Origin of the sequence: Afipia clevelandensis ATCC 49720 (assembly GCF_000336555.1) — a bacterium.
Classification (GTDB): Bacteria; Pseudomonadota; Alphaproteobacteria; order Rhizobiales; family Xanthobacteraceae; genus Afipia; species Afipia clevelandensis.
Map to the genome: position 1 here is coordinate 2,194,464 of NZ_KB375281.1, position 17,338 is coordinate 2,211,801.

The window sequence follows — 17,338 nt, forward strand, 5'->3', positions numbered from 1 at the left end:
TTACGCGGCTCCCGTCGCGACCGGCGGGCCGCCCTGCTCGCCCCATTCCGACCATGAGCCGTCATAGAGCGCGGTGTCCGCAACGCCGAGACGATACAGCGCCAATGTCAGCACACCCGCCGACACGCCCGAGCCGCAGCTCGTCACAATCGGCTTGTCGAGATCGACGCCTGCGCCGGTGAACGCCGCGCGCAGATCCGCCAATGGCTTCATTGCGCCGGTTTCCGCATCGAACAGCCCCGCATAGGGCACGCTGCGCGCGCCCGGAATGTGTCCGCCGCGCAGACCCGGACGCGGCTCGGGCACGCTGCCTTCAAATCGCGCAGCCGGGCGCGCATCAATCACCTGCTCGGCCTTGCTTTCGAGGTTTCCGATCAGTTGGTGCATGCTGCGCACACGCTTCGCATCGAACGCCGCCTTGAAGGTCGCGGGCTTGGGCTTTGCCTCGCCGCCTTCCACCGCGCGGCCTTCGGCCAGCCATTTCTTCAGGCCGCCATCGAGCACGCGCACGTTGGGTTGGCCGAATGACAGGAACATCCACCATGCGCGCGGCGCGGCGACCCATCCGCCAGCATCATAGACGACGACCGTGTCGTCGTTGGAAATGCCGAGCGCGCCGATGTCCCGGCCGAACTGCTCGGCGGAGGGAAACATGTGCGGCAGCGGGTTTGAATGATCCGACACCGCGTCCACATCGAAGAACACGGCGCCCGGAATATGCTGCGCCAGATAGTCATCCTTCGGCAATGGCAGCACGCCGGGCAGCTTGAATGTCGCGTCGAGCACTTTCACGCGCGGATCGTTCAGATGCGCGGCCAGCCATTCGGTCGAAACGAGAGGATCGGTGGTCATACGGGTGCTATTTCCTGCTGAATAAGACTTCGGGTTGTGATGCGCATCAGGCATCCATCGACACAACGACTTTTCCCTTCGCGCGCCCGCTTTCGAGATAGGCGAGGGCCTCGGGAATCTGCGCAAACGGAAACTTGCGATCGAGGATAACCTTGAGCTGTCCGCTTTCGATCAGCGAGCCGAGTTCGGACAATTCGGCGCCGCTCGGATGCATGAAAAGATAGCGATAGGCCACGTTTGCATCGTGCGCCTGTTGTCTGATTTTCCGGCTGATGACCCAGAACAGAAATGCAAGGAAGCGCCGGCCGCCGAGGTCTTTCATCGCGGTCTCAGGCTCCGGCAGCGCGCCGACCGAAACGACCTTGGCGCCGGGCTTCATGATGCGGAACATTTTCGCCAGCGTCTCGCCGCCGATCAGATCGAATCCCGCATCGAATTTGCGCCCGGCTTCGGTGATGTCCTGCGAGGTGTAATCGATCACATCATCGCAGCCGAGCGAGCGCACCAGCGCTTCTCCTCGCTTCGAGGCCGTCGTCGTCACATGCGCGCCCAGCCATTTGGCAATCTGGATTGCGAAAGTGCCGACACCGCCGGCGCCGCCGGAGATGAAGACGTTCTGCCCCGGCTTGATATTCAGCTCCTCGCGGAGCGCCTGCAGCGCGGTCAACCCCGCCAGCGGAACGGCTGCGGCCGTAACGAAATCAATGTCCGGCGGAATATGCGCCGCATATTCCTCATCGACACAGACCTGTTCGGCAAACGCCCCGCCGCCTTCCTTCGCGACACGCGCATAGACCCGATCGCCCGGACGGAACGATTTCACATCCTGGCCCACGGCGATGACTTCGCCGGCCAGTTCGTTTCCGAGCACGAAAGGCAGCCTCGGCCGGTAGATCGCGCGAAGTTTCCCCTCACGGAATTTGAAATCGACCGGATTCAATCCGGCGGCGCGAACCTTGACAAGAATGTCGCGCGGTGCGGGCGATGGCGCGGGCACGTCCTCCAGCTTCGCACCATCCGCCGCCCCGTACCGATGAAGAACGTAGGCCAGCATTCGCATTCCTCGCTCAGGTTGATCCTACTTCTTCGGCTCGACCTTCTCGACCGGACCGCCGGCGGCCTTCCAGGCGGTGAAGCCGCCGCCGAGATGCGCCACGGAGGCAAGGCCCATGTCCTGCGCGGTCTTGGCCGCGAGCGCGGAGCGCCAGCCCGACGCGCACTGGAATACGAACTTCCTGTCTTCCTGAAAGACCGGCTTGGCGTAAGGGCTTTCCGGGTCGATCCAGAATTCCAGCATGCCGCGCGGGCAATGAAACGCGCCGGGAATGCGGCCCTCGCGCTCGATCTCGCGCGGATCGCGCAGGTCGACGATCACGATTTCGCTCTGCCCCTCGCCGCCCTTGGGAAAACGCTCGACGGCTTCCGCCGCATTGATGGTCTCGATCTGGGCATTGGCCTCGTCGAGCAGTTTCTTGTAACCGCGGGTGATGGTGGAGGGCATGGGGCGTCCTTTGCGAAATCTCTTGGCTGCAATGTGCCGCCAATCAGCGCTAAAAGCTAGCGTCTCTCTCCGTCATTGCGAGGAGCGCAGCGACGAAGCAATCCAGTTTTTCTGCCGACAAAATCGGAACGGATTGCTTCGCTTCGCTCGCAACGACGATACTCTATCGCAGAACATGATCTGAGCGCAGGACGTTTTCGGTGAAATCGCCAGCCGTTTACATAATGACAAATCAAAGGAACGGAACGCTATATACGGGTGTAACGTCAGACTTGCCCCGCCGCGCCCATGAACATCGCGAAGGGTTAATTGACGGCTTCACAAAGAAGTACGGTTGCAAATTGCTGGTCTGGTACGAAGCTCACGGCACGATGGAAGCAGCCATTGCCCGCGAAAAGCAGATCAAAGCGGGAAGCCGGAGCGACAAAATCCAGCTCATTCAGGCGCTGAATCCTAACTGGGATGATCTTTACAATACGCTGATCTGAGTTTCGATGACCACTCGTCATTCCGAGCGAAGCGAAACAATCCATCCGTTGTAGCCACACAGGAAGATGGATTGCTTCGTCGCTAACGCTCCTCGCAATGACGACAGGAGAGCCCGTTGGGCTTCGCGACTACCTTGTCAATTCCCGCATCGCGCCTTCAAGGCCTTCCAGCGTCAGCGGGAACATGCGCTCGGCGAAGAGCTTGCGGATGATCGTCGTGGACTCCGAGTAATCCCAATGCTTGCGCGCGACCGGATTGAGCCAGACCGCGTGCGGATAGGTCCGCGTCACGCGCTCCAGCCACACCGAGCCCGGCTCCTCGTTGACGTGCTCGACCGAGCCGCCCGGCACCATGATCTCGTAAGGCGACATCGACGCATCGCCGACGAACACGACCTTATAGTCGTGCGGATACTTGTGCAGGATATCCCAGGTCGGCGTGCGATCGGAGAAGCGCCGCTTGTTCTGCTTCCACACGCCTTCATAGAGGCAGTTGTGGAAGTAGAAATACTCCATGTGCTTGAACTCGGTCTTCGCCGCCGAGAACAGTTCCTCGACCTGCTTGATGTGACCGTCCATGGAGCCGCCGATGTCGAAGAAGATCAGCACCTTCACCGCGTTGCGCCGCTCGGGGCGCATATGCACGTCGAGATAGCCGTGGTTGGCGGTTTCCTTGATCGTGGTGTCGAGATCGAGTTCGTCCGGCGCGCCGGTACGCGCGAACTTGCGCAGGCGCCGCAGCGCCACCTTGATGTTGCGGATGCCAAGCTCGACATTGCCGTCGAGGTCCTTGAACTCGCGCTTGTCCCACACCTTCACGGCGCGGAAGTTACGGTTCTTCTCCTGGCCGATGCGGATGCCTTCGGGATTGTAGCCATCGGCCCCAAAGGGAGACGTGCCGCCGGTGCCGATCCACTTGTTGCCGCCCTCATGGCGCTTCTTCTGTTCTTCGAGGCGCTTCTTGAGCGTCTCCATGAGCTTGTCCCAGCCCATGGCCTCGATCTGCTTCTTCTCTTCCTCGGTGAGATATTTCTCCGCCGCCTTGCGCAGCCACTCGGCGGGAATCTCCGCCTTCTCCATGGCGTCGAGCAGGCTTTCCAGCCCCTTGAACACGGTGCCGAACACGCGGTCGAACTTGTCGAGGTTGCGTTCGTCCTTCACCAGCGCGGCGCGCGACAGGTAATAGAAATGCTCCACGCTCTGATCCGCGAGGTTGGCGTCGAGCGCCTCCATCAGCGTCAGATACTCGCGCAGCGTGACCGGAACCTGCGCGTCGCGCAGCGATGTGAAGAATTGCAGGAACATGGGATTTAGATCGCCTCCGCAGCCGCGCCCGTCAAGTGCGGGCTGTGCCCTGTCCGACGGGGTAGAGAAGTGAAACTACAGGGCTGCGGGCCATCCGTCTGCCCGCGCCCGGCCTGAAAACCGCCCCGCAGGGCAGGCTTGCGTTCAAAAACAGCACTAGCACCAACTAGCGCCGTGTGCCATTTCATTTAAACTGTTGTTTGACGCCATCCAGACCGCTCCAGCCGGGACGGTTCGCGGCGTTGACCGGGACGCAGATAACTGCGTTTTAAACAGGGGGTTTGGCTGATGGGCATTGAATCCATTATCGTCTGGCTGATCGTCGGCGCGATCGCAGGCTGGCTGGCCGGGCTGATCGTCAAGGGCGGCGGCTTCGGACTGCTCGGCAACATCGTCATCGGCATCGTCGGCGCTGTCGTCGCCGGCTGGCTGCTGCCGCAACTCGGCATCAATCTCGGCACGGGCATCATTCGCGCCATCATCAACGCCGCAATCGGCGGCATCATCGTGCTGGTCATCCTGTCGTTGATCCGGCGGGCTTGACCTTTTAAGGGTTTCTGGAAGCGGCCGCCGATAAAGCGGTCGCTTCTTGCTTAAAGAGATTTTCCCGCGCAGCAACGCGAAACAGAACAAACGAACTCGGACAAACTCACCAAGGCAAACGTCGATGAAATTTACCGGTACCAAGAACTATGTCGCCACCGATGACCTCAAGGTCGCGGTCAACGCAGCGATCGTGCTCGAACGCCCGCTGCTGGTGAAGGGCGAACCCGGCACCGGTAAGACCGTGCTGGCCGAGGAAGTCGCCCGCGCGCTCGATGCGCCGCTTTTGACCTGGCACATCAAGTCCACCACCAAGGCGCAGCAGGGCCTGTACGAATATGACGCGGTCTCGCGCCTGCGTGACAGCCAGCTTGGCGATCCGCGCGTCTCGGACATTTCCAACTACATCAAGCGCGGCAAGCTGTGGGATGCTTTCACCAGCGAGAAACGCCCGGTCCTTCTGATCGACGAAATCGACAAGGCGGACATCGAATTCCCGAACGACCTGTTGCTCGAGCTCGACCGCATGGAATTCCATGTCTACGAGACCGGCGAGACGATCAAGGCGAAGCAGCGCCCGATCATCATGATCACCTCGAACAACGAGAAGGAACTGCCGGACGCGTTCCTGCGCCGCTGCTTCTTCCACTACATCAAGTTCCCGGACATCGACACCATGAGCGAGATCGTCGAAGTCCACTTCCCGGACATCAAGAAGCGGCTGGTTCAGGAAGCGATGAAGATCTTCTTCGAGGTGCGCGAAGTGCCGGGTCTGAAGAAGAAGCCTTCAACATCGGAACTGCTGGACTGGCTCAAGCTGCTGCTCAACGAGGAAATGACCGTGGAGCAACTCCGCGAGCGCGACCCGCGCAAGCTGATTCCGCCGCTGCACGGCGCGCTGCTCAAGAACGAACAGGACGTGCACCTGTTCGAGCGTCTCGCTTTCCTGAGCCGCCGCGAAGTCTAACGCGGTCTCCCAACCGGTCGTCCCCGCGAAAGCGGGGACCCATACTCCCTGAATCATCAAATCAATCGCAACAACCAAACACGGTTGGCGCAACCCTCAGCGATAACATCAGCTACTGTGGTTATGGGTCCCCGCTTTCGCGGGGGCAACGTCGCGGGGTGCTATTCCGGCCGGCGCGACTTCGCCCTGCGCATCAGGACGAGTTGGGACCGCACACCGTAGCCAAGGCCGAACCCGGCGACGAAAACCAGGGCAAGAACGGAAACTGCCTCGAACATGGCGGCCTCACGGGCAAGGATCGCCGGACGCAGTATGCCGTCCGACGATCCCGTCTTGTGGTTCACGGACATGGGCAATTGTCCGCGCTGAAACGATAGTCGCCTGCTTTGTGCACGCAACGACAGCCGCGTTTAAACCTTAATACCGCCGATGCAAGTTAATTCGGGAACAGGAATCGGCGGCGGCTATCGCGCCTTCTCGTGCAGTTGATAGGTCAGATGCGCCTTCACCGTCGGCCATTCGGACGCGATGATGCTGTAGACCACGGTGTCGCGCAGCGTGCCGTTCGGCGCGACCTGATGGCTGCGCAGAATGCCGTCGAGTTTGGCGCCCAGCCGCTCGATCCCGCGCCGCGACTGGTGGTTGAAGAAATGCGTGCGGAATTCCACCGCGATGCAGTTCAGCTTTTCGAACGCATGGGTCAGCAGCAGCAGCTTGCACTGGGTGTTGAGCGGCGTGCGCTGGACCCGCTGCGCATACCAGGTCGAGCCGATCTCGACGCGCCTGTTGGCGGCATCGACGTTCATATAGGTCGTCATGCCGGCGATTTTTCCATCAGCATCCTTCACCGTGAACGGCAGCATCGCGCCCGCCGCCTGCAGGCCGAGGCGGCGGTCGATTTCCTGATCCATGTTTTCGGCGCGCGGAATGAAAGTGTACCAGAGCTTCCACAACTCGCCGTCCTTTACCGCCTCCACAAGGCCATCGTTGTGATCGCGCGACAGCGGCTCGAGCCGCGCGTGAGGGCCTTCGAGCGTGACGGGCGAGAGAAAGGTCATGTGGTCGTCCTTTGCAAGGAAGATGGTCTGCTCCCTCTCCCCGCTCGCGGGGAGAGGGTTGGGGTGAGGGGCATTTCCTTCATGCGAGAAGTGCCCCTCACCCGACCGCGTTGCGGTCGACCTCTCCCCGTAAGAACGGGGAGAGGTTAAGAGTCACTTATTCAAGAAATTCAGCGGCAGGCCGCCGCGCGGCCAGTCCATCGCAATCAGTTCGCCCTTGCCGGACAGCGTGATGTAGGCGGTTTTCAGTTCAGGCCCGCCGAACGCGATGTTGGTGGTGACGTTGTCACCGGTCGGCACCTGCTCCACCAGTTTGCCGTCCGGCGCGATCACCGAAATGCAGCCCGAGATCAGCGTGGCGACGCAGACATTGCCCGAGGCTTCCACCGCCAGCGAGTCATACATTTGATAGCCGCCGAGACCTGAAATCGGCTTGCCCATTTCGCCGCGATAGATCGGCTCGCCCGGCACGACCTGGCCGGTCGATCCCACAGCGAACGCCCACAGCCGCGCGGTGGGCGTCTCGGCGACATAGACGGTCTTTTCATCCGGCGACAGGCCGATGCCGTTGGCGGGCAGCATGTGCGGCACGGCTTCCACCAGTTCAGTGGCGCCCTTCTTCATGTAGTAGACCGCGCCGACATCGAGATCGTGCGCGCGGCGCTTGCCGAGATCGGTGAACCAGATGCCGCCGTCCTTGTCGAAAACAAGATCATTGGGCCCCTTGAGCGGACGGTCGCCGCAGTGCGTGAACAACGTCTCGATCTTGCCGGTCGCAAGGTCCACCCGCTGCAGCGAGCCGCCGATATATTCCGACGGCTTCGGTCCGCCGGGCATGATGTTGCCGCGCGGCCCCGGCGCCCACGAGAAGCCGCCGTTGTTGCAGATGTACATCTTGCCGTCCGGCCCGAGCGCCGCGCCGTTCGGCCCGCCGGGAATCTTCGCGACGATCTCCTTGCGCCCATCGGGATAAACCCGCGTCAGGGTCTGGCGGCGGATTTCCACCAGCACCACCGAACCGTCGGGCATCACCACCGGCCCTTCTGGAAATTCAAGACCGGTTGCGATGACGCGGATATTCGACATGAAGACCTCCCGAAATTTTCTGTCCTCATGGTGAGGAGCGCGTCTTCGCGCGTCTCGAACCATGAGGTTTGTTGCCTCATCCTTCGAGACGCGGCCAACGGGGCCGCTCCTCAGGATGAGGATTTGCGCAAAACCTATCGCGCGGATCAGGCGATGACCAGTGCGGGGATGCAGGGCCGGGTTGTCGAACTCCAGGCGCGGCTTGCTCTCTCCCCGCTCGCGGGGAGAGGTGAAACTCAGCCCTTCGCAGAAAAATCCCGATACACCAGTCCCGCCGCCGCGATGTCGGACAGCGCGTTGCCCACCGCCTTGAACACGGTGATCTCGCTGTCGCTGGTGCGGGCCTTGCGCTCGCCGCTGCACAGTTCGGCCAGCGAACCGCGAATGTCGCCCGCAGTGATGACCCCATCGCGGATCGGATCGAGCAGCTCGCCGCTTTCCTTCAGCGCATCGTAGGTGTCGAGCCAGACATGCCCGCGCCGGAACGTCTCGTCATCGGCCTCGCGCATGAACGGCGTGAAGCTGCCGATCAGGTCGAGATGCGTGCCCGGCTTCAGCCACGCCCCCTTGATGACCGGCTTTGCGGCCAGCGTCGCACAGCTCACGATGTCTGCCTCGCCTACCGCGCGCTCCAGATTGTGCGCCACATGGGCGTCGATGCCCCTCGCCCGCAGATCAAACACCAGGCGCGCCGCGCCCGCCTCATTGACATTCCACACCGCGACCGTCTCGATCGGCCGCACGGCGGCAAACGCATCGGCGAGCAGGCTCGCGATGCGCCCGGAGCCGCAGATCAGCAGCCTGCGCGACTCCTTGCGGGCAAGAAAATCCGCGCCCAGCGCGCCGATGGCGGCCGTGCGCCGCGAGGTGATCTCGTTGCCGTCGATCAGCGCGATATGCTGGCCGGTCTCGCCGTCGCAGAGCAGATAACTGGAAAACAGGCCCGGCAGCGCGCGTCTGCCGTTCTCGGGAAAGATCGTGACGATCTTGATCCCGATGAACGCGCGCTGCCATGCCGGCATGATGAGGATGGTGGCGGTCGAGCCGTCCGGCTGCACCATGAAGTGATGATGCCGCAGCGGCACATCCGCGCCTGCAGTGAATGCCTCACGCAGCGCCGCGATCAGCCGGCCGAACGGCAGGCTGGCGCGGGTCTGCGCCGCGTCGATGATGATGGGCGACGGGGTCGTGTTCATGGCTTTGCCCTCACCTTGTCCATCAGTTTCTTGCGGAAGGCGCGGTCGCGCTTGAGATGCCATTCGCGGCTCATGGCTTCATTGCGCGTCCTGAACGGCTCGGTGTGCAGCAGCGTCCAGACCCGGCCGCGGGTCGAGCGCGCGCCGGTGCCGTTGTTATGCTTCGCCAGCCGCTGCATCACGTCGTTGGTCCAGCCGACATAAGAAATGTAGCGGCCCTTGTGAAAACTGCCGAGCACGTAAACGAACGCGGCAGGTTTGGCTTTGGGCGTGCGTTTCTTTGCCTTCGCTGCGCCTTTGGCTTTTGCCAAGCGATATCTCGGCGACGGCTGCGTCATGACCATCGCGAGAAATTCTCAACACGTCGTCCCCGCGAAGGCGGGGACCCATAACCCCTAACGGTTATGTTCAGCGAGAGCTTGCAAAGACAGCCAGTAAACACAATGACAGGGAGTATGGGTCCCCGCCTTCGCGGGGACGACATCGCATGTATGGAAACTCCGCGTCTCACTTCGCAGCCGGAGCGGCTGGCACCTTCGCCGCACCATTCGGTTTGCCCATCGCCTGCACCTGTCCCTGCAACTGCGCGACGGTGGCCTGCAAGCCGGTCACCGCCGCTTTGAGCGCGTCGATCTGCCGGTTCGCGGCGTCGATCTTCTGCTGATGCTCGAGCGAGGCCTTGGTCAGCGAGCTTTTGAGGAAGTTGACATTGCTCTGCAGGCAGCCGGTGCGACGCTCCATGGTTTTCTCGGCCGTGCAGATTTCGATGCCGGGCACGTCCTGCGCCGCCGCCGAATGCGCCGCCACGGCAAAAAGCACAGCGCCCACCAGCAATCTCATCATGTCCGCTCTCCCCGAAACACCGCCGCATCGTGCGCATTTCCGCGCGGTGCGCGCAAACTGTCTCATAACGTGACGGCCGGAGCCGCCAAAACCTTGCGCGATCTTAACACCTGGAACGCGGGTGGAACGAAACGCGCCCGAATCAGCGATTCATACCATGGCCTCCGATTCCCGCACCGACATCTTGTGTCGCATGAGCGCGGCGCATCCAGATCATGCAAGGCGAGGGTTGCGCGGATCGCGCGAAACACCGAAAACAGAGCATCAATCGTTAACGCCGCCATCCGCCGAGAGCCAAAGAGAACGAAGTCCCATGAGCCCGCAGTCCGCAGACGTGACTCAAGACCTGCACGGTGTGTTTCCCTATCTTGTCTCGCCGACGACAGCCGACGGCCGGATCAAGACCGATGTGCTGGGCAGACTCTGCGACGACCTGATCAAGGCCGGCGTTCACGGGCTGACGCCGCTCGGCTCCACCGGCGAATTCGCCTATCTCGGCGCCGCGCAGCGCACAGCGGTGGTGACGGCGACCATCGAGGCCACCGCGAAGCGCGTTCCCGTCATCGCCGGTGTCGCGTCGACCTCGACGGCGGATGCGGTCGCGCAGGCAAAAAGCTATCAGGCGCTCGGCGCGGACGGCATTCTCGCGGTGATGGAAGCGTATTTTCCGGTGAAGGACGCGCAGGTGGAGGCCTATTTCCGCGCCATTGCGGACGCCGTCGATATTCCGGTGGTGATCTACACCAATCCGAACTTTCAGCGTTCCGACCTTACTCTGGATGTGATCGCGCGCCTTGCGGAGCATCCGCGCATCGTCGCCATCAAGGATGCCTCGAACAACACCGGCCGCCTGCTGTCGATCAGGAACCGCTGCGGCGACAAGCTCGATGTGTTCGCGGCCTCGGCGCATATTCCCGCTGCGGTGATGATGATCGGCGGCAAGGGATGGATGGCAGGACCGGCCTGCATCGTCCCGCGCCAGAGCGTGCAGCTTTACGAACTGTGCAAGGCGGGCCAATGGAGCGAGGCGATGACGCTTCAGCGCAAGCTCTGGCGGATCAACGAAGTGTTTGCGCGGTTCAATCTCGCGGCGTGCATCAAGGCAGGGCTGCAATTGCAGGGCTATGACGTCGGCGATCCGGTCGCACCGCAAACCCCGCTCACCGCCGACGAACGCAAGGTGGTCGAAGGCGTTCTGCAGGATTTAGGGTAGCGCGATCTGGTCCCTCGCCCCGCCCTTGCGGGGAGAGCGGTGGGGCGGGATCTCAAGCCCCCGCCCCCTTCCGCTTCTCCAGCGCCGCCAGCGCGTCGGCCAGAATACCGCGAATGCGCGCGGCTTCCTTTTCGTCGATCAGCGAGGGATCTAGATAGAAATCCAGCCCGGCCGCGCGCTCGACCACGATGTCGCCCTTCTCTGCTGCGGCATCGAGCAGGCTGTCCACGGCGTAAGGGATCACCTCGCGGCTGATGCCCTTCATGGTGATCGGCGGCAGCGGATGCGCCGAGATCACGTCGCTGACCAGCGCGAAGGTCTCGTAGCTGATGACGATGCGGCCCGGCTCGGCGATGGATTGCAGGCGCGCGGCGAGGTTCGCCTCCGCGCCGATGATCGTATAGTCCATGCGGTCGGCGCTGCCGAAATTGCCGACATTGCAATAGCCGGAATTGATGCCGATCCGCGCCTTGAACGGCTGTTCGACGCCTTCGGCGCGCCATTTCGCATTCAATTCCAGCAGGCGGCGCTGCATCTCCCACGCCATGCGCAGGCAGGCCTGCGCATCCAGCCGCTCGCCCCTGGTTTCCGGATCGCCGAAGAAAATCAGCATCGCGTCGCCGACGAACTTGTCGATGGTGCCGCCATGCTTGAGCGCGATGGCGGACATTTCGGTGAAATACTCGTTGAGCAACTGGGTGATGAGTTCGGGCTGCAGCCGCTCGGTGGTGGCGGTGAAGTTCTGGATGTCCGAGAAGAAGATCGTCAGCTTCTTGCGCTCGGTCTGGATGGTGACGTCCTTCTGTCCGCTGAAAATGCTCTTGTAGATCTGCGGCGAGATATAGCGCGAGATTTTCATCGACAGCGTGGCGAGGAAGTCGTTGTTGGTTTCCAGTTCCTTGTTCATCCCCATGATCTGCAGCGACTGCCTCCGCTGCATGGCAAGGAATGAGATTCCGCAGATCGCGGTCAGCGCGAAATAGGCCAGCAGGTACTTGAACGAGAAAATGTTGGCGGCGATCGGCTGCGCGATGATGACCTCCTGAATGCCGCGCACATCGCCCACCTTCCAGTCCCGCTTCGGGCTTTCCGGATGCGTGTTATGGCAACTGACGCAGGCCGCGCCCATGATGATCGGCGCCACAAGGCGTACGCGGTCGCTGAAAAGCGAATGCGAGGAATCCTCGATCTTCTGGTCGGGATTGGCGCGCAGGCTCGCCAGCGCTGCCACCTCGAATGAATCGAGCTGGTGGGCCGAGCGGTTCTTGAACGGATAGTCCGACACGAAGCGATAAATGATATTCTGCTGCTGCTCGCTGATCACCTTGCCGAGTTCGAGCGACAGCGTCGCCGGGATCGGCACCGCGCCCGGAATGGTCTCGTAGTTATGGACCACCTGGGTCTGGCCGGAATGCGACAGGATGCGGCCCACGACATTGCTGGCGTAATAGCTGCGGACGCTGCTCACCAGCGAGTTGAGGTCGGTGGCCTGCCGGCGCAGCGCGGCTTCCCCAAGGTTCGTCAGATCGAGCCACACCGCCACTGGAAGCAAGGCCAGCAGCAGGGCGATCAGAAAGCCGGTCAGGATGCCACGCGAGCGGAGATTGTCGGGAGTCGTCTTGTTCATGCGTTTATTGTCCCGCGGTTGTCATGTCATTCTAATGCGGTGGCTTTCACAAACCAATGACGCCGGCATCAAACTTGACTGCCGGAGGAACGGGACACCATCATGGGTGTTGAAATGGGCCATCCGAGGCAACACGTAAGATAGATCAAGCGCCGCGAAACTGAGGTGGAAACATGGTCAAGGTCGTTTACGAAGTGGTCGAGCACGATGGCGGTTGGGCCTACAAGTTCAACGGCGTGTTTTCGGAGACCTTCCCCACCCGCGAAGCGGCCCATGCCGCCGCCACCCGTGCCGCTGCGGAACAGCGCGTTCCCGGCCGGACCGAGGTCATCCAGTTCGAGGACGGCCAGGGCAACTGGCGCGAGGAGACCGCGCGGGGCACGGACCGGCCATCCACCGAGGTCGTGGACAAAAAAGCCCGGTAACCCTGCGGCGTTTTTTGCCATCTCCCGGTTTCCCTCGTGGCGAAAACTGTTTTAGAAGATCGCCATGAACCTTGGCAGGGCACTTCAAAACTGGCTGAACTCGCATGGCCTCGGCGCGATCATCGCCGCCGTCCTCGGCGTTATTGCGCTGCTTGCCGTGATCCTCGTCGTCGGCGGGTATTACATCGTCACCCCCTAAAACGCCGGCCCGTGCCGTTTCAGCGAGACCGACAGTGGCCACAACCGACGTCATTTTCAGCGAAGCCATCTCGTTCCTGCAGGCCGGGCGGACGCATGAAGCGGAGAAAGCGCTGCGCCGGCTGCTGCGCCGGACCTCCGATCATCCGCTGGCCCTGAGCATCCTCGGCGCCATTCTGGTCGGCAGCGGCAAGCACGACGAAGCCGAACGCTTCCTGCGCGCCGCCGTGAAACTCAATCCGAACGCGCAGGCCGCGCTGTACAATCACGGGCTGGCGCTGAAGGCGCTGGGCCGCGCGGGCGAGGCCATCGCCCAGTTCACGCGGGCGCTTGCGATCAATTCAGACGATGCCGAGACGCTGAACAATCGCGGATCGGCCTTCAACGATCTCAAGGACCATCAATCCGCGCTGGCGGATTTCGACCGGGCGCTTGCGCTGCAGCCGAACTACGCGCTGGCGCATCACAACCGGGGCAATGCGCTGTTCGGCCTCGCCCGTCATGAGGAGGCGCTCGCGGCCTATCGGCGCGCGCTGGCGCTGACGCCGAATTTTCTGGAAAGCTGGACCGGAGCCGGTCTCTGCCTGCACAAGCTCAAGCGGCATGACGAGTCGGTGGCGGCCTACGACGCCGCGCGCAAGATCAATCCGGATTATCCGTTCCTCAAGGGCATTGTTCTGCACCAGCGCATGCTGGCCTGCGACTGGTCCGGCATCGCAGACCTGATTGCCGAGATCGAAACCGACATCGCCGCCGGCAAGCCCTCCGCCGAACCGTTCGGCTGGCAGGGCGTCGCCACATCGGATCGCAGCCTGCAGCAATGCGCCGAAATCTACAGCGCGGCGATGTTTCCGCCGAACCATCGCGGCCTGCCGCCGGCGCGGCCGAACAACGGCGACACCATCCGCATCGGCTATGTCTCCGGCGACTTCCGTGCGCAGGCGACTGCGTTTCTTCTGGCTGGCGTGCTGGAGCAGCATGATCGCGGCACGTTCGAGATTCATGCGTTCGACAACGGCTGGGACGACGGCAGCGACACCCGCAAACGGATCGCGGCGGCGGTCCACCGCATCACGCCCATTCGCGGCCTCAACGATGCGCAGGCGGCGCAGGCGATCCGCGACAGCGGCATCGATATCCTGGTCAACCTCAACGGCTATTTCGGCGAGGACCGCAACGGCGTGTTCGCGCAGCGCCCGGCCCCGGTTCAGGTCAACTATCTGGGATTTCCGGGAACGCTCGGCGCGCCCTATGTGGACTACATCGTCGCCGATCCGATCGTGATCCCGGATGCACAGCGCGCCTTCTTCACCGAGAAGGTCGTGCATCTGCCGCACAGCTATCAGGCCAATGACAACAGGCGCGCGATTTCGGATCGCGCCTTCACCCGCACCGAGCTTGGCCTGCCGCAGGACGGTTTCGTGTTCTGCTGTTTCAACAACAACTACAAGATCACGCCGCAGACCTTCGCGGGCTGGATGCGCATCCTTGAGCGCGTGCCGGGCAGCGTGCTGTGGCTGATCGAGGACAATCCGCTCGCCAGCGCCAACCTGAGGAAGGAAGCCGGCGTGCATGGCGTCGATCCTTCGCGGCTGGTGTTCGCCGAGCGCGTCCCGCCCGAGGACCATCTGGCGCGGCACCGCTGCGCCGATCTGTTTCTCGACACCCTGCCCTACAATGCGCACACCACGGCGAGCGACGCACTGTGGGCCAGGCTTCCGGTACTCACCTGCACTGGCGGCACGTTCGCGGGCCGCGTCGCCGCAAGCCTGCTTTTGAACGTGGCATTGCCTGAACTGGTCACGTCATCGCAGGACGATTACGAGCGGCTCGCCGTCGAACTCGCCACGCAGCCGGAGCGGCTGAACGCCTTGCGGGAAAAACTTGCCGCCAATCGCCTGACCACGCCGCTGTTCGACACCGAACGCTTCACGCGGCATCTGGAACAGGCCTATGCCGCCATGCATGCGCGCCGCAAAGCGGGACAGAAGCCGGAGCATATTGTGGTGAGCGAAATCTAGCCGGCCTTACTTCTCGTCCCGGAAATACGGCTCGACCGGACCGGTGAGCTTCATGGTCACGGGATTTCCGAAACGGTCCTTCGACGAACCCACCGCGACACGAATCCAGCCTTCGCTGACGCAATACTCCTCGACATTGGTCTTCTCGGCGCCCTTGAAGCGGATGCCAACATCGCGCGACAGAACCTCCGCGTTGTAGTACGGGCTGCGCGGGTCGGTGGAGAGGCGGTCTGGCAGTTCGCTCATCGTGGAATCCTGATTCGGTTTGGCTTCGAGAGATGCCCTGTTTACAGGAGCTTTTCAATATCGCGGGCCAGCGCATTCGGCGACACGGTGGAGGCATAGCGCCCGACCACCTTGCCTGCGCGATCGGTCAGGAATTTCGTGAAATTCCATTTGATCGACGAGCCGAGCAGCCCCGTCTTCTCTTTCTTCAGATGATCGAACAGCGGCAGCGCGCCGGGGCCGTTGACGTCGATCTTGGCGAACATCGGAAAGGTCACGTCATACTTCGTTGAGCAGAACGCTGCGATCTCCTGCGCACTGCCCGGCTCCTGTCCGCCGAACTGGTTGCAGGGAAAGCCGAGCACGGAAAAACCGCGCGGGCCGAATTTACGCTGCAGCTCCTCGAGCTGTGCGTATTGAGGCGTGAAGCCGCAGGCGCTCGCGGTGTTGACGATCAGCAGCACCTGCCCCTGATAGTCTTTCAGCGGCTGCTCCGCGCCGTCCAGCCTCGCCGCCGCAAAATCGTAAACCGTGGTCACGGCATCTCCCTCAGGTGCGGAAACCGCCCTTGCGCTGATCGGCCAGCCAGTCGGACAGTTTCGCCGGCGCAGCCTTTTCCTGTTTCGCGGCAGCGGTCCGCTTTCCGCCAGCCTTTTTCGCGGGCTTCGGCGGAGCGGAAGCGGCCTCGGCGGCTTCCTTCGCCAGCCGCAGCGCACGCAGCTTCTCCATGTTGGCGCGCGCGGCGCGGCCGTCGATCTCATATTGTGGAACGGTCTTGCCGTCGCTTTTCTGGCCCGGCGGCTTGTCGGTCATTGTCGGTCTCCGGAATGGGATGTTGTCGGAGGCGTGCCCTCGGATTGCATCGGGCGGAACCTGAAAGACTCCATCCCGAACGCCGCCGTCCGCATCGCTGCAGCGGTCCCTTTAGCCGATCCCCGCAGCCGTGTCTTGAATCATGTCCTGAATCATGTGCTGCATGTCGTCCCGCCGCGCGGCGACGCCGATTTACCCGCTATTGACGATGAAGCGGCCATGGCCGCAGGAAATGGAGCCTCGGAAAGCCACAATTGTTCAACATTTTAGGCCAAACTGGCCGCTTTCTGACACTGGCAAACATCGCGAATTCATACGTGGCGATCCGGACGGCATATATCGTGTTGATCAGCGGCGCGGGCATCCTCGCCGCCGCCGGCGGCTGGCTGATCGGCGACCAGTTGTTTTTCCAGAGCGCGTCCGCCTCGCTTACCCCGGATGAGCCGACGCTGAATGCGCGCTATCCGATCTCCAACACCATGATGAAGCAGGACCGTATCGTCGCGGCGCCGGCTCCGGCGCAGACCGAGCAGCCCGCCGTTCCGAACGATATGATGGAAACCGCGCGCGCCTGGCTCACTGCGCCTGTGACGCTGCCGCGCCAGCAGGCCGCGCGATCCGAAAAGCCGTCGCGGCTGTTCCTCAACGAGAGCCAGCTTGCCGGAATCAAGAAACGGCTGAACCTCACCCCATCCCAGCAGAAATACTGGCAGCCGGTGGAGAGCGCGATGCGCGAGGTTACGCTGCAGATCGAGGACTATCAGAAGCGGATGAAGAAGGATCGCGACGATTCGTTCGACACCGAAAGCGGCGCCATCACACGGCTGAAAACCGCGACCCGCGCGTTCTATTCGCAGCTCAACGGCACGCAGAAGAACGATCTTGCGCTGCTCGTGCGCATGACAGGGCTCGGCCCCGCCTTCGCCGAACTCACCGGCACGAAGATGACGAAGAACGAGCCCGAGAATTCGCGGTAA

At 62.4% G+C, this 17,338-nt stretch carries 22 protein-coding genes; 8 read left to right on the plus strand and 14 right to left on the minus strand.

Features of this window, described 5'->3' with window-relative positions; translation table 11 throughout:
* The 3 genes from sseA to HMPREF9696_RS10495 are packed head-to-tail and all read right to left on the minus strand — an operon-like array spanning window position 1 to window position 2,353.
* A complete protein-coding gene (gene sseA / locus HMPREF9696_RS10485) occupies window positions 1-852 on the minus strand; it encodes a 3-mercaptopyruvate sulfurtransferase (RefSeq protein WP_002712973.1) in 852 nt (283 codons plus the stop codon).
* 46 nt (window positions 853-898) lie between these two features.
* A complete protein-coding gene (locus tag HMPREF9696_RS10490) occupies window positions 899-1,906 on the minus strand; it encodes an NADP-dependent oxidoreductase (protein ID WP_002712974.1) in 1,008 nt (335 codons plus the stop codon).
* A 24-nt stretch (window positions 1,907-1,930) separates the two neighbouring features.
* Window positions 1,931-2,353, minus strand: a complete 423-nt coding sequence (locus HMPREF9696_RS10495; protein WP_002712975.1) for a rhodanese-like domain-containing protein — start codon at window positions 2,351-2,353, stop codon at window positions 1,931-1,933.
* Window positions 2,354-2,553: 200 nt separating this feature from the next.
* Here HMPREF9696_RS10495 and HMPREF9696_RS10500 point away from each other — a divergent pair, with 200 nt between their 5' ends.
* A complete protein-coding gene (locus tag HMPREF9696_RS10500) occupies window positions 2,554-2,841 on the plus strand; it encodes a GIY-YIG nuclease family protein (RefSeq protein ID WP_002712976.1) in 288 nt (95 codons plus the stop codon).
* A 129-nt stretch (window positions 2,842-2,970) separates the two neighbouring features.
* Here the strand turns inward: HMPREF9696_RS10500 and HMPREF9696_RS10505 are convergent, their stop codons facing one another.
* On the minus strand, window positions 2,971-4,146 hold the full coding sequence (locus tag HMPREF9696_RS10505) for a vWA domain-containing protein (protein ID WP_002712977.1): 1,176 nt from the start codon (window positions 4,144-4,146) through the stop codon (window positions 2,971-2,973).
* A gap of 288 nt (window positions 4,147-4,434) precedes the next feature.
* On the opposite strand from HMPREF9696_RS10505, the gene HMPREF9696_RS10510 reads away from it, so the two are divergent.
* Window positions 4,435-4,689 carry a GlsB/YeaQ/YmgE family stress response membrane protein gene (locus HMPREF9696_RS10510; protein ID WP_002712978.1) on the plus strand — a complete coding sequence of 85 codons (255 nt, stop codon included), beginning with the start codon at window positions 4,435-4,437 and terminating at the stop codon, window positions 4,687-4,689.
* Window positions 4,690-4,813: 124 nt separating this feature from the next.
* Window positions 4,814-5,656, plus strand: coding sequence for an AAA family ATPase (locus tag HMPREF9696_RS10515; RefSeq protein WP_002712979.1), 843 nt, complete (start codon window positions 4,814-4,816; stop codon window positions 5,654-5,656).
* Between the two features lie 161 nt (window positions 5,657-5,817).
* On the opposite strand, the gene HMPREF9696_RS10520 is transcribed toward HMPREF9696_RS10515, so the two are convergent.
* The 6 genes from HMPREF9696_RS10520 to HMPREF9696_RS10545 form a co-directional block, all read right to left on the minus strand.
* Entirely contained in the window at window positions 5,818-6,006 is a 189-nt protein-coding gene (locus HMPREF9696_RS10520) for a hypothetical protein (RefSeq protein WP_002712980.1), read from the minus strand.
* Between the two features lie 114 nt (window positions 6,007-6,120).
* Window positions 6,121-6,714: a GNAT family N-acetyltransferase gene (locus tag HMPREF9696_RS10525; RefSeq protein WP_002712981.1), complete on the minus strand. Its 594-nt coding sequence runs from the start codon at window positions 6,712-6,714 to the stop codon at window positions 6,121-6,123.
* A gap of 153 nt (window positions 6,715-6,867) precedes the next feature.
* A complete protein-coding gene (locus HMPREF9696_RS10530; RefSeq protein WP_002712982.1) occupies window positions 6,868-7,800 on the minus strand; it encodes an SMP-30/gluconolactonase/LRE family protein in 933 nt (310 codons plus the stop codon).
* Between the two features lie 236 nt (window positions 7,801-8,036).
* On the minus strand, window positions 8,037-8,996 hold the full coding sequence (lhpI, locus tag HMPREF9696_RS10535; RefSeq protein ID WP_002712983.1) for a bifunctional Delta(1)-pyrroline-2-carboxylate/Delta(1)-piperideine-2-carboxylate reductase: 960 nt from the start codon (window positions 8,994-8,996) through the stop codon (window positions 8,037-8,039).
* Complete coding sequence (locus HMPREF9696_RS10540; protein ID WP_002712984.1) at window positions 8,993-9,340, minus strand: GIY-YIG nuclease family protein; 348 nt, start codon at window positions 9,338-9,340, stop codon at window positions 8,993-8,995. Before HMPREF9696_RS10540 ends, lhpI begins: the two co-directional genes overlap by 4 nt.
* Window positions 9,341-9,503: 163 nt before the next feature.
* Window positions 9,504-9,839, minus strand: a complete 336-nt coding sequence (locus tag HMPREF9696_RS10545) for a hypothetical protein (RefSeq protein ID WP_002712985.1) — start codon at window positions 9,837-9,839, stop codon at window positions 9,504-9,506.
* 313 nt (window positions 9,840-10,152) lie between these two features.
* On the opposite strand from HMPREF9696_RS10545, the gene HMPREF9696_RS10550 reads away from it, so the two are divergent.
* A complete protein-coding gene (locus HMPREF9696_RS10550) occupies window positions 10,153-11,052 on the plus strand; it encodes a dihydrodipicolinate synthase family protein (protein WP_002712986.1) in 900 nt (299 codons plus the stop codon).
* Window positions 11,053-11,104: 52 nt separating this feature from the next.
* On the opposite strand, the gene HMPREF9696_RS10555 is transcribed toward HMPREF9696_RS10550, so the two are convergent.
* Window positions 11,105-12,679 (minus strand): adenylate/guanylate cyclase domain-containing protein, encoded by a 1,575-nt coding sequence (locus HMPREF9696_RS10555; RefSeq protein ID WP_002712987.1) that lies wholly within the window; start codon window positions 12,677-12,679, stop codon window positions 11,105-11,107.
* Between the two features lie 173 nt (window positions 12,680-12,852).
* On the opposite strand from HMPREF9696_RS10555, the gene HMPREF9696_RS10560 reads away from it, so the two are divergent.
* The 3 genes from HMPREF9696_RS10560 to HMPREF9696_RS10565 all read left to right on the plus strand — a co-directional run bounded on the left by HMPREF9696_RS10560 (window position 12,853) and on the right by HMPREF9696_RS10565 (window position 15,323).
* Entirely contained in the window at window positions 12,853-13,104 is a 252-nt protein-coding gene (locus HMPREF9696_RS10560) for a DUF2188 domain-containing protein (protein WP_002712988.1), read from the plus strand.
* A 64-nt stretch (window positions 13,105-13,168) separates the two neighbouring features.
* Window positions 13,169-13,303 (plus strand): hypothetical protein, encoded by a 135-nt coding sequence (locus tag HMPREF9696_RS22135; RefSeq protein WP_002712989.1) that lies wholly within the window; start codon window positions 13,169-13,171, stop codon window positions 13,301-13,303.
* Between the two features lie 34 nt (window positions 13,304-13,337).
* Window positions 13,338-15,323: an O-linked N-acetylglucosamine transferase, SPINDLY family protein gene (locus HMPREF9696_RS10565; protein ID WP_002712990.1), complete on the plus strand. Its 1,986-nt coding sequence runs from the start codon at window positions 13,338-13,340 to the stop codon at window positions 15,321-15,323.
* Window positions 15,324-15,329: 6 nt separating this feature from the next.
* On the opposite strand, the gene HMPREF9696_RS10570 is transcribed toward HMPREF9696_RS10565, so the two are convergent.
* The 3 genes from HMPREF9696_RS10570 to HMPREF9696_RS10580 are packed head-to-tail and all read right to left on the minus strand — an operon-like array spanning window position 15,330 to window position 16,361.
* The gene (locus tag HMPREF9696_RS10570) at window positions 15,330-15,569 is read right to left on the minus strand and encodes a DUF3297 family protein (RefSeq protein WP_002712991.1); all 240 of its coding nucleotides are present in this window, start codon (window positions 15,567-15,569) and stop codon (window positions 15,330-15,332) included.
* 41 nt (window positions 15,570-15,610) lie between these two features.
* Window positions 15,611-16,087: a glutathione peroxidase gene (locus HMPREF9696_RS10575; protein WP_002712992.1), complete on the minus strand. Its 477-nt coding sequence runs from the start codon at window positions 16,085-16,087 to the stop codon at window positions 15,611-15,613.
* A gap of 10 nt (window positions 16,088-16,097) precedes the next feature.
* Window positions 16,098-16,361: a hypothetical protein gene (locus tag HMPREF9696_RS10580; protein WP_002712993.1), complete on the minus strand. Its 264-nt coding sequence runs from the start codon at window positions 16,359-16,361 to the stop codon at window positions 16,098-16,100.
* A gap of 341 nt (window positions 16,362-16,702) precedes the next feature.
* Here HMPREF9696_RS10580 and HMPREF9696_RS10585 point away from each other — a divergent pair, with 341 nt between their 5' ends.
* Window positions 16,703-17,338: a hypothetical protein gene (locus HMPREF9696_RS10585; RefSeq protein WP_157170081.1), complete on the plus strand. Its 636-nt coding sequence runs from the start codon at window positions 16,703-16,705 to the stop codon at window positions 17,336-17,338.

Coding starts and splice junctions, on each gene's coding strand:
- HMPREF9696_RS10530 (WP_002712982.1), bottom strand. CDS start 7,800: ATGTCGAATATCCGCGTCATCGCAACCGGTCTTGAATTTCCAGAAGGG.
- HMPREF9696_RS10540 (WP_002712984.1), bottom strand. CDS start 9,340: ATGGTCATGACGCAGCCGTCGCCGAGATATCGCTTGGCAAAAGCCAAA.
- HMPREF9696_RS10510 (WP_002712978.1), top strand. CDS start 4,435: ATGGGCATTGAATCCATTATCGTCTGGCTGATCGTCGGCGCGATCGCA.
- HMPREF9696_RS10570 (WP_002712991.1), bottom strand. CDS start 15,569: ATGAGCGAACTGCCAGACCGCCTCTCCACCGACCCGCGCAGCCCGTAC.
- HMPREF9696_RS10495 (WP_002712975.1), bottom strand. CDS start 2,353: ATGCCCTCCACCATCACCCGCGGTTACAAGAAACTGCTCGACGAGGCC.
- HMPREF9696_RS10560 (WP_002712988.1), top strand. CDS start 12,853: ATGGTCAAGGTCGTTTACGAAGTGGTCGAGCACGATGGCGGTTGGGCC.
- HMPREF9696_RS10520 (WP_002712980.1), bottom strand. CDS start 6,006: ATGTCCGTGAACCACAAGACGGGATCGTCGGACGGCATACTGCGTCCG.
- HMPREF9696_RS10580 (WP_002712993.1), bottom strand. CDS start 16,361: ATGACCGACAAGCCGCCGGGCCAGAAAAGCGACGGCAAGACCGTTCCA.
- HMPREF9696_RS10515 (WP_002712979.1), top strand. CDS start 4,814: ATGAAATTTACCGGTACCAAGAACTATGTCGCCACCGATGACCTCAAG.
- HMPREF9696_RS10550 (WP_002712986.1), top strand. CDS start 10,153: ATGAGCCCGCAGTCCGCAGACGTGACTCAAGACCTGCACGGTGTGTTT.
- HMPREF9696_RS10490 (WP_002712974.1), bottom strand. CDS start 1,906: ATGCTGGCCTACGTTCTTCATCGGTACGGGGCGGCGGATGGTGCGAAG.
- HMPREF9696_RS10555 (WP_002712987.1), bottom strand. CDS start 12,679: ATGAACAAGACGACTCCCGACAATCTCCGCTCGCGTGGCATCCTGACC.
- HMPREF9696_RS10505 (WP_002712977.1), bottom strand. CDS start 4,146: ATGTTCCTGCAATTCTTCACATCGCTGCGCGACGCGCAGGTTCCGGTC.
- HMPREF9696_RS22135 (WP_002712989.1), top strand. CDS start 13,169: ATGAACCTTGGCAGGGCACTTCAAAACTGGCTGAACTCGCATGGCCTC.
- HMPREF9696_RS10545 (WP_002712985.1), bottom strand. CDS start 9,839: ATGATGAGATTGCTGGTGGGCGCTGTGCTTTTTGCCGTGGCGGCGCAT.
- HMPREF9696_RS10525 (WP_002712981.1), bottom strand. CDS start 6,714: ATGACCTTTCTCTCGCCCGTCACGCTCGAAGGCCCTCACGCGCGGCTC.
- sseA (WP_002712973.1), bottom strand. CDS start 852: ATGACCACCGATCCTCTCGTTTCGACCGAATGGCTGGCCGCGCATCTG.
- lhpI (WP_002712983.1), bottom strand. CDS start 8,996: ATGAACACGACCCCGTCGCCCATCATCATCGACGCGGCGCAGACCCGC.